We start from the raw sequence: 14,595 nt of genomic DNA, 5'->3' as shown, positions 1-14,595 counted from the left end.
TCAAGAAGTAAAACGACACGATTTTGCCATGATTATCGATTTTGCCACTTGTTTGTCATAATCGGGACTAACTGTTTAATTTGCCCGCCAATCACTTCACGTCTATTTTCTGATGATAGATGTTCAAGCGGTATGGATGGAAGCCATATCAGCCATTCTCCCAGTTCATCTTCTACCGTTTTCCAAAATCCATCTGACGTTGCATAGACGATATGCTCCATCCCGCCAAGTTTCATTTCTTCAGACCAGCGCTTAAGCCGCAGCGTCCGCTCTTCGGCATTTTCTGTTTCTAAGTATGTAAAAGCCGGGAATAACACGACGCGCCCTTGGAACTGTCTCTCAAGCTCTTGGGTGATGATGGAAATAAATTCTCCCATTGCCACCGTCGATTTGATTTCCTTCTGCCAAGAGATTGGGATAAGCGGCACAATTGCCGTATCAACATATTCTTTTGATTGCAAGTACTTATCCATTTCACTTGATTGCCACTTCATAAAATCACCTCTATTTCCAATTCGTTTACCTAGTCATTCTACCTTTTTCTACGTCATAAGACAATCAATCACTATTTATAAAGCTGTATATCAAATAGCACAACATACTGAAAAAGCCCCCTGCCAGAGTGGTTAATTTCCACTGCAGGCACTCGCTTTCCGCGGGCGGTCCGGAAGCCTCCCGTCTTTCCACTCGTATGGGATCTTGTTTTTCACATAAATTAGGCAGCTGAAAAGAAATCCTCCCTCCTGCCATAGTTGTTGATCTCCGCTGCAGGCACTCGCTTTCCGCGGGCGGTCCGGGAGCCTCCTCGGGCTTTCGCCCTGTGGGGTCTCCCTGGTCACGCACATCCCGCAGGAGTCGAGTACCTTCCGCTCCAATCAACGGAGAGAGGATATTGTTAAGCTGCTCCCATTTTTATAAACAGAACACGGAGCTCAGCAGATGAACCCAAGAAAGTCTGCATTTTTAAAACTTGAACTGAACCGCAACTAAATTGCTCCACATAATAATTAGAAAACGTACTAACCTAGCGGATGAAATATACAGAGACTCCAGTGGTGACTAGAGCAGGAGTGAGATCCCGCAGGGCTTTAGCCCGAGGAAGCTCACTAGCTCACCACGGAAAGCGTAGTATATTTCAGGAGCGGCGGTCTCTCCTCCAAAACATGTTTTAATTTCTGTCTGCACGAATCAACCGAGGATGAAACAAGGTTGAGCTTTAACTAACACAAAAAAAGACGCCTCTTCATTTCACAATGAAAGAGCCGCCTTCATATTCCTTGTTAGCTTAAGGCACCGCGGAAATCCTAGAACCTCAAAATCTCTACATTAGCCTGCATATTACTCTCTTCTCGTTAATACACTTGCATTATGTCCAAGCCTCTTTTATAAAGAAACTTTTTAATGTGTCTCTAATTGTTTTAGCTCTGTAGACAATTCGATAAAACTTTCGTAATCCTTATTATCTAATGCCTCGTCAATTTTCGTTTGCAGATCCTTTTTGCGGAAAGTTTTAATAGATGCATCAAGCAAATCTTCTGCTAAACGTTGGTGGACCTGAGCAATTTCTTCATTCTCTGGCAAGTATGGATTATCCTCAAGCACCGCTAAATAGGGCGGGTACATCTTCGGGTTGGCAAAATGGAGTTCAATATAAATATCCTCTGTTTGATTAAGACGAATATCATGAAATGCTTTTTCAGCATCTGTGGTGATATGTTTAAATTTGTGAAATGAAAACGGGACGGTATCCACCCCCGTTGCAGAGATCACTAAAGCTTTCGGTGTAGATGCTGCCCGCTCTACAAAGTGAACCCGCTCCATTAATTCATCATCACTCATTAAGTAATTTAACAACCACGCACACTCACGCCTCTTAAGCTCATAATGCTGCAAAAAGCCTCGAAGAAACTCTTTTTTCTCCACTACTGGAATGATGCTGCCCATGCTCCATCCTCCTTCGTGATTTATAAGCAGTTCTATTGGTACAAACCAATTGTATGAAAACACTTCATATTATTTTAAACCTTTTAATCTAAGGTTCACCTACAAAAGGTTTATCTTTATAAATAATCATTCGCTGTTTGAGTCGTTAAATCCTTGTTTCTTCCTAAATTAATCTAATTCTAATTGATTGATCATTTCAGTCACATCAGATCGATCTGGATTAATGTGAAGTAACTGCTTAAACGCTGCCGCTGCTTTTTCACGTTGTCCTTCTTCAAGGAGAAAGCTTGCGTATTCATATAAGAAATCTTCATCTTCATTAAAATGATCACTCACTTCCTGATAGCAGTGAAGTGCCTCATCATATTCTTCAAGCTCTCTTAAAGCCGCTCCTTCATACCATGTGAGAAGAGGATCGATTTCACCGTAAGATTTAGTGTGAGTCATTAACTCAACAAGCTGATCAAATTGTTCGGTATGCTTTAAGTAAGCTGCAAGCGTTTGAACAGCTTCTAAATTCGAAGGGTTCAGAGCAATGACTTTGCGTAAATACAATTCCCCTTCATCTGGACGCTGACGTTTAAACGAAAGCTTTCCAGCCATAATATAAAGTTCCTCGTTGTACTCATCAACAGACATTCCATCTTTTAAAATATCCATTGCTTCCTCAAGGCGGTTTTCCGCCTCAAGAGCTTTAGCTAAATATGGATATAAACTTGAAAAGTCAGGATCAAGCGCCTTTAATGCTTCTAACTGCTCTATGGCAAGAGTCATATCTCCAACTTGATAGGCCGTAAATCCATACCCGAACAAAGCATGCGGCTCAAGGTGATCTTTGAGACCTTTTTCGTAATATGCCAAAGCTTCTTCAAATTGTCCGCTGGCACTATACGCTTCTGCCATTTTTAAATCGACTTCGATATTTGGAAGCTCCTCAGCTCGGTGTACAGCTTTTTTCAGATGAGGAATACTTTTATTATAATCCCCACGCTCTAAATAAAATTCCCCAAGTCCATAAGAGATAATCACTTCATCTGGTGCTGCTTTAGCCGCTTGAAGAAGTTTTTGTTCAGCTACTTCATCTAAAGACTGCATCTGATAAAGATCAGCAAGCAATAATTGTGCTTGAAGGTAAGTCGGATCGTCTTCTTTGATCTCAAGCAGCCATTCAATAGCTTCATCTTCCTTATCCCCATCAATCATGACTTCGGCTGCAAAGATAATCAGACCGCCTTCATCGGGATAAAGAGCTAATAACTCGTTAACGATTCGTTCTGTCTCTTTTAGATGACCAAGTTCATAATACACTTCTGCAATCGCAAATTTCTGATCATGATCCGCTGATTTTTCAGCTTTACTAAGTGCTGCGAGGCCTTCCTCTACTTGACCTGATTCGATTAGCTCAAGCGCTTTTTTTATCCATTCCATCGTTGATTCCTCCTGATTCTTATACCTTGCTACTTCATTCGGGTTCTACGGTATAAAAACCTTCCTTAACGACCGAATAAGTGAATAATGCCATCACTCCTATATATGATAAAATTCATGATCAAAAAATGACCATATGACTCACCATATGAATGACGGCATCCAATATTGTTAGAGTATAGCAGATGATACCGGGTCAGCAGCATGAATAGTTAGAAAACGCCTAGGTGTAGTCACTTCTATCTGCCTGCCATATCCCGGATAAAAACAAGTGTCTAGATTTACTTTTAATGTACGATCACGTAGAGCCACTATTGCCGGCTCTCTTTTATCATAATCAAGATCTGTCTTTCCATCAAGAAAAAAACCTTGCTTTTTCGGAGGTTGATTACACTTCTTCTCGTAGTTATTAAATAGCTGATAATCAAAATCACTAGACACAAGCAGCTCCCCTTTGACAGGAAAGAGACCCATTTTTTGCAAAGCTGTCTTGCTCCACTTCTCATTCGCTGGATCATCTTCTGTCTGCAATCGGTAATGTGTACAATACTGATCCCAGAGTTCTTTCATCTGAGAGCGCTCTCCTTTAACCGTCGTTTTAAAAACAGGAATAAGTACTAGCGGATAAGTGAGCTGTAAATAAGAAATATGCTCCCATTGGACCTGATACAACTGCTCAACGGAATTAATATGGACCTTTATAACGGGAATAAGCAATCGCTTGCATATTGACGCCACGGTCGGTCTAAGCAGATGGATCGGCAGCTCTAGTCCAAGAACATAATCAAGGGTGCTATTTACCATCGCATGCTTCTGCCTTTTCATAGCAGCCTCAATTTCTCTTTCATATTCGGCTTGAGCAAAAGAAATGCAGCTTGTGCCTCCTTTTTTAATAAGGTTCACCTGTTGCTCTTTAAATGCTGAAAAAGACTGTTTTGAGGAACAGGGGCTTGTCATCGTATAGATGGCTCCTTCGGCTATTGTGAGCCCTGTACCATTTGATGTTTTTCCGATCCACCGTGCCATTGAAGTATTAATATACGTAATCTTTCCTTCTTTAATTAAATACGAACGAGCTGGCCTCTCTAGACAATCATGTTTGTGAATATGATTAAGTAAATACAACATGATCCCCTCCCTATCCTTATAGACAAGCTATGAAAAGAAAGGAAAGATGAGAACCTGAACATAGAACCTAAAAAAAGTTTTTGGAATTTTTTCATTTATCTGTTGACTTCATAGGTCAAATGGTTATAATAAAAGTAGCGTATGGTTTCTCTCCACTCCTATCCATACTATATGTAGCTTTTGCTAAACCCTAATTCGAAAACGCTTACATTTTCGAATTAGGGACTTTTTTTGTTAAAAATAAAAACCTCGTGATTTTTTATCACAAGGTTCTCACTTCTATTTTGTTAACCTGTCAATATGTTCAAAAAATGAAGGATAGGAAACAGCAATCGCTTCACTTCTTTCAATATCAACTTGGCCTTCTGTTATAAGACCAGCAATTGCCATAGCCATTCCGATTCTATGATCTCCGTAGCTGTTTACTGTTGCACCTTTAAGGCTCCGTGTGCCCTCAATAATCATTCCATCTTCCGTTGCTTCAATCGATGCTCCTAATTTCTTCAGTTCACTGACAACTGTATCGATTCGGTTTGTTTCTTTGACCTTTAATTCTTCAGCATCTTTTATCACTGTTTTGCCTTCCGCTTGAGAAGCTAGTACAGCGATGACTGGAATTTCATCAATCAGTCTCGGTATTAGGTCTCCGCCAATCTCAATTCCCTTCAAACTCGATGTCTCAATCGTTAAATCAGCAATCGGTTCACCGCTTACCACCTTTTCATTTGAAACGGTGAGAGAAGCGCCCATCTTTTGAAGGACATCAATGATGCCTGAGCGGGTAGGATTGACCCCTACACCAGTCAATGTAATTTGACTATTTGGCACAATGGCCCCTGCAACAAGGAAAAAGGCTGCTGATGAGATGTCTCCTGGAACGACAATGTGGCTTGCCTTTAGAGATTGTCCCCCTTTAACACTCACCTTGAGACCCTCCCTTTCAACTTTAACCCCATACGCTTCAAGCATTCTTTCTGTATGATCCCGGGAGAGGGCAGGCTCTGTGACAGATGTTGTTCCTGCGCTTTGGAGACCAGCTAAAAGAATAGCCGATTTCACTTGCGCACTTGCTACTTTTGAAGTGAAATCGATTCCTTTTGTGCTGCCGCCGCGGACAGATAAAGGCGTGAAATTACCATTTGCACGTCCATCAATTTGTGCTCCCATTTCACGAAGGGGATCTACCACTCTAGACATCGGACGCTTAGCAATCGAGTCATCCCCAATCATTACGGAATGAAACGGTCTTGTGGCAAGAATGCCTAACATTAAGCGTGTAGTCGTTCCTGAATTTCCTACATCCAAAATGTTTAATGGTTCCACTAAACCATTCCAGCCCTTTCCTTCAATCTTCACACGTTCCTCGTCTTGTGTAATGTTGACCCCAAGCTTTTTAAAGCAAGTAATCGTACTTAAACAATCTTCCCCATTTAAGAAACCTTCTACCGTTGTCACCCCATCAGCGATCGCACCAAACATGACCGCACGGTGAGAGATTGACTTATCTCCTGGTACACGTATCGTTCCATTTAGACCTTGTTTTACTGCATTAATCGTATTTGTTGTCATATGCTCCTCCTTAAATCCGGTATGTGTCGTACATATGATGCCCTAAATGCACCTTTGCTTCTTCTAAGTCATCTTCTGAACGGAAAGTCAGCCTCAGAACACCCATGATGTCTTCCCTTGTTTCTAGAATACGAATATTTGTAATACTGATTTTATGCTGTGCCAGGATACCTGTCACATCTGAAATCACGCCGGGATGGTCAGGGATATCAACATATAAATCATAAAATGACGGGATTGCTCCTTTTTTCTTGACCGGCAGTCCGTCGCGAAAGGCTTTCGCTTCCTCAAAATATGTATAGATATCGGCTTCATTTTCTTCTTCTATTAGTGATTTAACTTCTCCCATTTCCTCCATCCACGCTTCTAGGAGGTGTAGAAGACTATCTTTATTTTGCAGTAAAATATCCCTCCACATCACAGGACTTGCTGAGGCAATACGAGTAATATCTCTAAATCCCCCTGCTGCAAGCTTTGAGACGAGCGGGTCTTTTTCTTCTAACTTAGCGACTTGATGAACAAGGCTGGCCGCGACGATATGAGGAAAATGACTGATCGCTCCTGCAAGATGGTCATGCTGATCAGCTGACATTTCAATAAATGTCGCCTTCGTTCCTTTCAGCCAATTTTGCAGCTGTATTACAGCTCTCGCATCGGCATCTGGACTAGGCGTAATAATATAATAAGCATTTTCAAAAAGATGAGCTCTAGCAGCCTCTACACCGCTTTTATGAGAGCCTGCCATCGGATGACCTCCAATAAAGGTAATCCCTTTTTCACTTAAACATTCAGCTTGTTTATAGATTTTTCGTTTCGTGCTGCCTACATCGGTAATAATAGCACCGGATTTCATTTCAAAATGAACTAAATCCGCTAAAAGCTCCGTCGTTATTGAAACAGGGGTAGCAAAAACAATCAAGTCAGCTTGCTTTACACCTTCTTCAATCGAATGACAAGCCTCATCAACGACTTTTAATGACTGAGCCATTTTTAGCTGTTCTTCATGTATGTCATACCCAAGGATTCGAACGTCATGTTCTTTTCTAATCGCTAATGCAATCGATCCCCCGATTAAACCTAATCCAATAATAAATGCGGTTCGCTTCATAGTTCTCTCTCCTTATTTAAAAGCACTGCCTGGAATAGCCGTATTCATGTTCTCTATCCCTATAAAAAAATAAACAAAAACCGCCTTTCCGTTGCATGAATGCAAAAAAGCACATCAACCATACAATGGGAAAGACGATCATTGACTATGAATGCTGCGGCAGTGATGTTTGTGCTAGAACGCGTTCTAACGCCTCAAATAATGCCGCGTTATCTTCTTTCTTGCCAATTGTAATACGGATCGAATTCGGATAGCCTAATGGGTTGCCAGATCGGACGATAAACCCTTCACGAAGAAGTGCTTGGAATACTTCATCTCCATCCAGCCCTACTTCAATAAGCAAAAAGTTTGTTTGTGAAGGGAAATAGCGTAACTGATGCTTCTGGCAAAACTCTTCAAACTGCTTCATGCCTTCATTGTTTTTCTCTACACATTCGGCAATAAAAGCTTGATCCTCTATCGCACTAGCAGCAGCTATTTGGCCAAATGTCACATTATTAAACGGCGGTCTTACCGGCTCTAAATACGAAATCAATTCTTTGCTTGCTACACCAAAACCAACTCTCAATGCAGCAAGACCGTAGGCTTTCGAAAATGTTCTAAGAACAACTAGCTGCTTATAACGTTCTAAAAGAGGTACAGTCTTTGGGTAGTCCGCGGCTGTTACATACTCATAATACGCTTCATCAGAAACGACGATCACATGCGGAGGGACTTTATCAAGAAAACGTACAAATGCATCCTCACTTACATACGTACCTGTTGGGTTGTTCGGATTACATACCCAGACAATTTTAGTATTTTCATCAATGACATCAAGCATGGCATCAAGATCATGTACTCCGTCTTTTAATGGTACTTCACGGATTTCTGCTCCTTCAATCGTTGCATTCAGCTTATATTGAGAGAATGTTGGATGAGCGGTTACCGTGTTTGTCCCTTTTTCTAGAAACGTGCGGCATAAAAATTGAATCACTTCATCTGAGCCATTGCCAAAAATGAGCTGATTTTCATCAACTTGCAGCTGCTTAGCTACAGATTCACGTAATTGCCTTGCATAACCGTCTGGGTAAACAGCCGTTTCGCCAGCAGCTTTCTTGATCGCTTCACTAGCTTTCGGTGACGCCCCGAACGGATTTTCATTTGAAGCTAATTTAACAATCTTTGTCAGGCCTAATTCTTTTTTTACTTCTTCTATCGGCTTACCTGGCTGATACGATGGCAGGCCTAATAACTGAGCTTTAGGTTGCATCTTTAGCACCCCACCTTGTGAAAGTATTTATCTCTCTATGTTACGATGAAATGAGCGAGGTGACAAACGTTTTTAATTGAAATAGTCCATCTTTTCTGTTTTCTTCATCTTTCAGTAAGTCTTCATGTTTCGCGATCTCGCGTACAAGAGCACTCCCGACAATGACACCATCAGCATGCTGCTGCATTTCTTTGACTTGTTCATTAGATGAAATTCCAAAACCTACGGCTACCGGAACCGGGCTTGCTTGTTTTACTGTTTCCAAAAAGTCATATACTCTATCATCAATTTTCTTTCTCTCACCTGTCACGCCTAGTGAAGAAACACAGTATAAAAACCCTTCTGCACGGCTCGCAATTTTTTTAATTCTGGCATTGGATGTAGGTGCTACAAGTGAGATCATTGATAAACCTTGCTTATTGCAAAGAGTATTCAAATCGTCACTTTCTTCATAAGGCAGATCCGGAACCAAAATACCATCAATCCCCATATCCCCTGCCAACTCCGTAAAGCGCTTTTCCCCAAATTGCAGAAGCGGGTTAAAGTACGTAAACACAACAACTGGAATCGTCAGCCCTCGCTCTCTCATAAGAGGAACAAGCTTCATCGCCCCTTCAAGTGTCATTCCGCCAGCTAATGCTCGCTTTGATGCTTCTTGGATTGTCGGACCATCTGCTAGCGGGTCAGAGTAAGGAATCCCGAGTTCCAGTAAGTCAGCTCCTGCTTCTTCTAACATCAACGCGATATCAATTGTTGCTTCAGGAGTTGGGTCCCCTGCTGTAATAAAGGGAATAAAGAGACCGTCATTTTTTTCTTTTAGTTGATTCATCCGCTGGTTCATGACTCATCCCCTCCTTTAAAATGCTTCATTAATGTATGAACATCTTTATCTCCTCTGCCTGATAAACATACTAAAATCGTATCATTTGGTGTTAATTTTCCCGCACGCTCAAACGCTTTTGCCAGGGCATGTGCTGATTCAACAGCCGGTATAATCCCTTCCTCAACAGATAAAAGCTTAAGGGCATCGAGCGCTTGTTGATCAGTTACAGCTTCGTACTGAACACGGCCAGTGCTTGCTAAATGCGCATGCTCAGGACCTACACCAGGATAATCGAGTCCTGCAGAAATCGAATAAGGCTCGGTGATCTGCCCTGCTTCATCTTGAAGCAGATACGTTAGTGAACCGTGAATAACCCCTTTTTTCCCGTGTGTAATCGTGGCTGCATGTTGATCGGTGTCCACTCCTTTTCCAGCAGCTTCAACCCCGATTAATCGCACATCATCTTCAATAAAAGGATAAAATGTGCCAATCGCATTACTCCCTCCGCCGACGCAGGCAATAATCTCATCAGGAAGTCTCGACTCACGTGCGGTAAACTGCTCTTTCGCTTCGTCTCCAATAATCCGCTGAAAATCTCTTACCATCTTCGGATATGGATGCGGACCAACAACCGAGCCAATCAAATAAAAGGTATCTTCTGCATGTGTGACCCAGTACCTGATTGCTTCATTTGTCGCATCTTTTAACGTTTGGCTTCCGGATGTAGCAGGAATGACTTCTGCTCCAAGCAGTTCCATACGGAATACATTTAATGCTTGACGTTCCATATCCTCTGCTCCCATAAAAACTTTACAGGATAATCCGAATCTTGCAGCAATCGTAGCTGTGGCAACACCATGCTGGCCTGCTCCCGTTTCTGCTACAATCTTTGTTTTCCCCATTCGTTTTGCAAGCAGCGCTTGACCAATCGCATTATTTAACTTATGAGCACCGGTATGTACTAAATCTTCTCTTTTTAGATAGATTTTCGCACCGCCTAGTTTTTCAGAAATATTTTTAGCATAGGTTAAAGCAGTTGGTCTGCCAGCAAACTCACGCAAGTGCTCTACATATTCTTTTTCAAACTCATCACTGGCCATAGCCTCATCAAGAGCTTGTTCTAATTCCTCAATGGCACTCATTAATGTTTCCGGAACGTACTTCCCGCCAAACTCTCCAAAACGTCCTCTTTTATCTGGATACACGCTCGTTGTTGTTTGCAAGATGTGACACCCTTTCTATGATGTATTCAATCTTATTTTGATCTTTATGTCCTTTCGTTTCTACTCCGCTTGAAATATCAATCCCGTCAGGCTGGTAGCTTACTAGTTTATCAATGTTTTGAGGCGCGACTCCACCAGCTATCAACACCTTCACACTCTGTCGTTTCCCTTCTTCTAAGAAGCTTGGAATAAGGTCCCAGTTAAAAGACTGTCCTGTCCCCCCCCATTTTCCGCTCACTTTACAATCAACCACATAGCCATCTACTAGCCCTTCAAAGCTGCTCATCACGGCAAGAGCTTGATCATCAGCATGAATCACTTTCCATATTTCACAATCAAGTTCTGCTCGCAGCTCTTTTATATATTCAATCGATTCCGTCCCGTGGCATTGAATCACTTCAACCGGCAATGCATTGTACACTTCTTTGATGACGGAGATGGATTCATTCACAAACAGCGCTACGATTTTTTGATTCATTCCGGGTGCATCAAGCCAGCTTTTCACTTGACCGATCGTCACTTGCCTCTTGCTCGCTACAAAAACAAATCCCATATAATCGACATCAGTTGCTGATACCGAAGCGACATCTTCTTGATGATAATTTCCGCAGATTTTAACGAGTGGCCGCAATGTGCTCACCGCCATATAAAGAATCAATTCCTTCGGCAGGAGATTCTGCTCTCATCAGAGATTCTCCTACTAAAACGGCATGTGCTCCTGCGTTTTTCACTCTTTCTAAATCTTCGGTTACATGAATTCCGCTTTCGCTTACAAATAAACTGTCACGTGGAACGAGGCTTCCGATCGTTTCTGTTTGAGAAAGGTCGGTTGTAAATGTTTTTAAATTTCGATTGTTCACCCCGATGATTGAAGGGGTAAATTCGTGAAGCAATGACTCAAGCTCTTCTTTTGCATGCACCTCAACTAAACATTCAAGACCGGCACCAACTGCCTCCTCGTATAACCGTTTCAACTCAATGTTTGGCACTACACCTGCAATCAACAAAATCGCATCTGCACCCATTCGTACACTTTCTTCTATTTGCACTGGATCGATAATAAAGTCTTTACGCAAAACAGGCAGATTTACTTGCTGCTTAATGGCAGATAGATAGTCTCTGTGTCCTTTAAAATAGGGTTGATCCGTTAACACAGAAAGGGCATCTGCCCCTCCGATTTCATACCCCAGAGCAATTTCTAAAGGATTGAAATCTTCCTTTATGATGCCTTTAGAAGGAGAAGCTTTTTTCACTTCAGCAATTAGCCCGATCGAACGATTTGGTTTTGATAATGCTTGATACAGTGATTTCTTTTGAACATTTACAAAAGACGGCTGTACTAGGTTTTTTATTTCTGTTCGTTTTGTTTCAATAATTTGATTAAGCATGCTGTGATTGCCTCCGTTCCGTTTGCAGTGATGTGACATGTTTATAAACGATACCTGATTGAATCGCTTTTTTGACTTCGTCTACCCCGTCACTAATTGAATTGCACCGGTCTGCAGCATATAGGGCGACAGCTGCATTAAGAGTCACAATATCTTGTGCAGATTGGTTCGCCGTTCCGCGCACAACTTGGTTTATCACTTCAGCACTCTCTTGTGCATTATTGACTTGAATATCTTCCATCTTGCCTCTAGTTAAGCCTACATCCTCAGGGGTAATCTTCATTTTTGTAATGGTGGTACCGATCACATCATAAAGCGTGGTCTCTCTAGTGATCGAGCACTCGTCTAATCCTTCTCCACCTGTAGCAAAAACAGTATGCGTGGTACCTAACTCCTTTAATGTTTGGGCCATTTTGTAGGCAAAATCTTCGTTATAAACCCCAACCAGCTGATGCTCTGCCCGGGCAGGATTTGTAATAGGTCCGAGTAAATTAAAAATCGTACGGAATCCGATTTCTTTTCTAGGTGCCACCGCATGCTTCATCGATTGGTGATAAAGAGGGGCAAATAGAAAACATAATTGATTATTTTTTAACGACTCTGCTGCAAGTTCTGGTGTACTTTGAATCTCAATTCTGAGCTCCTCTAGTACATCAGCACTGCCGCTTTTTGAAGATACCGCTCGGTTCCCATGTTTAGCAACAGGTACGCCCATAGCTGATAAAACTAGAGCTACAGCTGTTGAAATATTAAATGTAGACAAGTCATCTCCGCCTGTTCCACATGTATCTACAACACCTGGTTGAGTATGTGGAATAGTAACGGAATGAGATCGCATCGATTTTGCGAAACCAATCATTTCCTCTACCGTTTCCCCTCTAAATCTAAGGACCGTTAAGAGGCTTGCAATTTGGCTTGGGGTCGCTTTTCCACCCATGATCTCATCCATTACAAATTGCGCTTCCGTCTCGGATAAAGTGACACCTTCCATACATTTACGTAATAGCTGCTTAAACATGGTTCACCACCGCCCCTTCTCCAAACATCTTCTCAGCAAGCTGCACCGCACGAAGCAATGCCTTTGCTTTATTTTGCGTTTCTTCAAATTCTTTTTCAGGTATAGAATCCGCTACAACCCCGGCACCGGCTTGAATATATGCTTTTTGATCTTTAATGATCATCGTTCTGATCGCGATACAAGAGTCAATATTTCCGTCATAGCTTAAATAGCCGATTGCTCCAGAATAAATTCCTCTTTTAACGGGTTCAAGCTCATTTAATATTTCAATGGCACGAATTTTAGGTGCTCCTGAAACTGTTCCAGCAGGAAAAGCTGACATTAATGCGTTTAATGGTGTGATCCCTTCTCTTAACTCTCCTGTTACTTTTGAAATGATATGCATCACATGAGAGAAGCGGCCGATCTCGAGTAACGTTGGTGTTTTTACTGAACCGTACTCCGCAACTCTTCCGACATCATTTCTTGCGAGATCAACGAGCATATAATGCTCAGCCCGTTCTTTTTCATCTGCTAGCAGCTCTTTGGCCAGCTGATTGTCTAACTCTTCATCAGCGCCTCTTGGCCTGGTTCCTGCTATAGGGTGGATCTCAACGTGCTTATCGGCTACTTGGACAAGCCGCTCAGGGGAACTCCCTACTACCTCAACGTCTCCAATTTTCAAATAGAATAAGTAAGGCGAAGGATTAACCATTCTCAGCACTCTATAAATATCAAACGCACTTGATGTGACAGGCATCTCAAAACGTTGGGACAATACGGCTTGAAAAATATCACCAGCCCTAATGTATTCTTGGATCGTCTCTACATCTTTCATAAAATCAGGCTTTGTGTAAGAGGACAGGACCCCGTCAAAGGAGACTTCCTCGGTATTCTCAATTGCTGCAGGAACCATTAAACCAGAAGTAGATCGCTCTAATGTGGTAAATAATTCATCGATCTGTGAAAATGCTGCATCATATTGTTCTTTTAAAAAAGTAGACTGTTTGGTCGGTACGTGAATGATGATCATTAATTCTTTTTTTGTATGATCATAGGCAATTAACGTTTCACAAAATAGGAAATGAAAGGCTGGCTGCTCGTTGTTATGATCTTGTTTAGATAAAGGTGCTTTTTTCAAAGAAGGCTCAATCGATTGAATCGCCTCAAAACTCATATAACCTACTGCCCCTCCTTTAAAAGGAATGGGCAGATCAAGCGGCTTAACATTTAAATGCTGCAGTGTTTGATCAAAAGCATCTTCAAAGGTTTGACTTCGGGCGATTTGGCTTCCATCCTCAGAGTACGTATGGAAGATTCCGTTTTCTTCTACTAGTTGATACATCGGATTTAAACCGATGAAGGAATATCTAGACCAAGGCGAGGCCGCGTCCTTACTTTCTAGAAGAAACGTTAATTGATCTTGCAATTGATAGGCGATTTGTATAGGCGTCAGCCCATCTGCAAAATACCTTTTCACAACAGGTACGGTATCATAGGTTTTTGCAGCTTGCTTAAAAGATGTGAAATCTGTGTGGGTCATATTCACTCACTCCTAGGTAATGGAATGAATGAGAAGAGGTATAAAAGAGGATACAGTGGTTTTTGGGTATAACAAAAACACCCTAAGACCGATGAGTCAAAGGGTGTTAGACTAATCCCTATATAAACTCAACTCAGCTCTTCTCTGCTCAACTCATTCTCTGCTCAACTATTAAACTCTAAAACAAATAAT

At 41.7% G+C, this 14,595-nt stretch carries 13 protein-coding genes and 1 pseudogene; all 14 read right to left on the bottom strand.

Annotated features, from left to right (window positions below; translation table 11 throughout):
• Nucleotides 1–32: 32 nt before the first annotated feature.
• Nucleotides 33–494 carry a YpiF family protein gene (locus tag PQ478_RS07735; RefSeq protein ID WP_289236371.1) on the bottom strand — a complete coding sequence of 154 codons (462 nt, stop codon included), beginning with the start codon at nt 492–494 and terminating at the stop codon, nt 33–35.
• Between the two features lie 904 nt (nt 495–1,398).
• Nucleotides 1,399–1,944 carry a ReoY family proteolytic degradation factor gene (locus PQ478_RS07730; RefSeq protein ID WP_289236370.1) on the bottom strand — a complete coding sequence of 182 codons (546 nt, stop codon included), beginning with the start codon at nt 1,942–1,944 and terminating at the stop codon, nt 1,399–1,401.
• Between the two features lie 168 nt (nt 1,945–2,112).
• Nucleotides 2,113–3,039, bottom strand: a complete 927-nt coding sequence (locus PQ478_RS07725; protein WP_435521076.1) for a tetratricopeptide repeat protein — start codon at nt 3,037–3,039, stop codon at nt 2,113–2,115.
• Between the two features lie 6 nt (nt 3,040–3,045).
• Nucleotides 3,046–3,393: pseudogene (locus PQ478_RS21985) on the bottom strand (tetratricopeptide repeat protein); the annotation flags it as partial.
• A gap of 150 nt (nt 3,394–3,543) precedes the next feature.
• Nucleotides 3,544–4,500, bottom strand: a complete 957-nt coding sequence (locus PQ478_RS07720; protein WP_289236368.1) for a hypothetical protein — start codon at nt 4,498–4,500, stop codon at nt 3,544–3,546.
• Nucleotides 4,501–4,779: 279 nt separating this feature from the next.
• The gene (gene aroA, locus PQ478_RS07715; protein WP_289236367.1) at nt 4,780–6,069 is read right to left on the bottom strand and encodes a 3-phosphoshikimate 1-carboxyvinyltransferase; all 1,290 of its coding nucleotides are present in this window, start codon (nt 6,067–6,069) and stop codon (nt 4,780–4,782) included.
• 10 nt (nt 6,070–6,079) lie between these two features.
• Nucleotides 6,080–7,177, bottom strand: a complete 1,098-nt coding sequence (locus PQ478_RS07710; protein WP_075682207.1) for a prephenate dehydrogenase — start codon at nt 7,175–7,177, stop codon at nt 6,080–6,082.
• A 145-nt stretch (nt 7,178–7,322) separates the two neighbouring features.
• Nucleotides 7,323–8,429 (bottom strand): histidinol-phosphate transaminase, encoded by a 1,107-nt coding sequence (hisC, locus tag PQ478_RS07705; RefSeq protein ID WP_289236366.1) that lies wholly within the window; start codon nt 8,427–8,429, stop codon nt 7,323–7,325.
• A 40-nt stretch (nt 8,430–8,469) separates the two neighbouring features.
• Nucleotides 8,470–9,270 carry a tryptophan synthase subunit alpha gene (trpA, locus tag PQ478_RS07700; protein WP_289236365.1) on the bottom strand — a complete coding sequence of 267 codons (801 nt, stop codon included), beginning with the start codon at nt 9,268–9,270 and terminating at the stop codon, nt 8,470–8,472.
• A complete protein-coding gene (gene trpB / locus PQ478_RS07695) occupies nt 9,267–10,475 on the bottom strand; it encodes a tryptophan synthase subunit beta (protein ID WP_289236364.1) in 1,209 nt (402 codons plus the stop codon). The genes trpA and trpB overlap by 4 nt, the downstream gene beginning before the upstream one ends.
• Complete coding sequence (locus PQ478_RS07690) at nt 10,444–11,115, bottom strand: phosphoribosylanthranilate isomerase (protein ID WP_289236950.1); 672 nt, start codon at nt 11,113–11,115, stop codon at nt 10,444–10,446. The genes trpB and PQ478_RS07690 overlap by 32 nt, the downstream gene beginning before the upstream one ends.
• The gene (gene trpC, locus PQ478_RS07685; protein WP_289236363.1) at nt 11,090–11,863 is read right to left on the bottom strand and encodes an indole-3-glycerol phosphate synthase TrpC; all 774 of its coding nucleotides are present in this window, start codon (nt 11,861–11,863) and stop codon (nt 11,090–11,092) included. Before trpC ends, PQ478_RS07690 begins: the two co-directional genes overlap by 26 nt.
• Nucleotides 11,856–12,881, bottom strand: coding sequence for an anthranilate phosphoribosyltransferase (trpD, locus tag PQ478_RS07680; RefSeq protein ID WP_289236362.1), 1,026 nt, complete (start codon nt 12,879–12,881; stop codon nt 11,856–11,858). Before trpD ends, trpC begins: the two co-directional genes overlap by 8 nt.
• Nucleotides 12,874–14,403 (bottom strand): anthranilate synthase component I, encoded by a 1,530-nt coding sequence (gene trpE, locus PQ478_RS07675; RefSeq protein ID WP_289236361.1) that lies wholly within the window; start codon nt 14,401–14,403, stop codon nt 12,874–12,876. Before trpE ends, trpD begins: the two co-directional genes overlap by 8 nt.
• Nucleotides 14,404–14,595 lie beyond the last annotated feature (192 nt).

The organism is Alkalihalophilus pseudofirmus (assembly GCF_029094545.1).
In the GTDB taxonomy this organism is placed as follows: Bacteria; Bacillota; Bacilli; order Bacillales; family Bacillaceae_D; genus Alkalihalophilus; species Alkalihalophilus pseudofirmus.
This window is presented reverse-complemented; position numbering and strand designations above follow the sequence as displayed.

What these genes read in the sequence shown, in the direction of transcription:
- trpA (WP_289236365.1), bottom strand. Translation starts at nt 9,270, where the DNA reads ATGAACCAGCGGATGAATCAACTAAAAGAAAAAAATGACGGTCTCTTT.
- hisC (WP_289236366.1), bottom strand. Translation starts at nt 8,429, where the DNA reads ATGCAACCTAAAGCTCAGTTATTAGGCCTGCCATCGTATCAGCCAGGT.
- PQ478_RS07720 (WP_289236368.1), bottom strand. Translation starts at nt 4,500, where the DNA reads ATGTTGTATTTACTTAATCATATTCACAAACATGATTGTCTAGAGAGG.
- PQ478_RS07730 (WP_289236370.1), bottom strand. Translation starts at nt 1,944, where the DNA reads ATGGGCAGCATCATTCCAGTAGTGGAGAAAAAAGAGTTTCTTCGAGGC.
- aroA (WP_289236367.1), bottom strand. Translation starts at nt 6,069, where the DNA reads ATGACAACAAATACGATTAATGCAGTAAAACAAGGTCTAAATGGAACG.
- PQ478_RS07710 (WP_075682207.1), bottom strand. Translation starts at nt 7,177, where the DNA reads ATGAAGCGAACCGCATTTATTATTGGATTAGGTTTAATCGGGGGATCG.
- trpE (WP_289236361.1), bottom strand. Translation starts at nt 14,403, where the DNA reads ATGACCCACACAGATTTCACATCTTTTAAGCAAGCTGCAAAAACCTAT.
- trpD (WP_289236362.1), bottom strand. Translation starts at nt 12,881, where the DNA reads ATGTTTAAGCAGCTATTACGTAAATGTATGGAAGGTGTCACTTTATCC.
- PQ478_RS07735 (WP_289236371.1), bottom strand. Translation starts at nt 494, where the DNA reads ATGAAGTGGCAATCAAGTGAAATGGATAAGTACTTGCAATCAAAAGAA.
- trpC (WP_289236363.1), bottom strand. Translation starts at nt 11,863, where the DNA reads ATGCTTAATCAAATTATTGAAACAAAACGAACAGAAATAAAAAACCTA.
- PQ478_RS07725 (WP_435521076.1), bottom strand. Translation starts at nt 3,039, where the DNA reads ATGCAGTCTTTAGATGAAGTAGCTGAACAAAAACTTCTTCAAGCGGCT.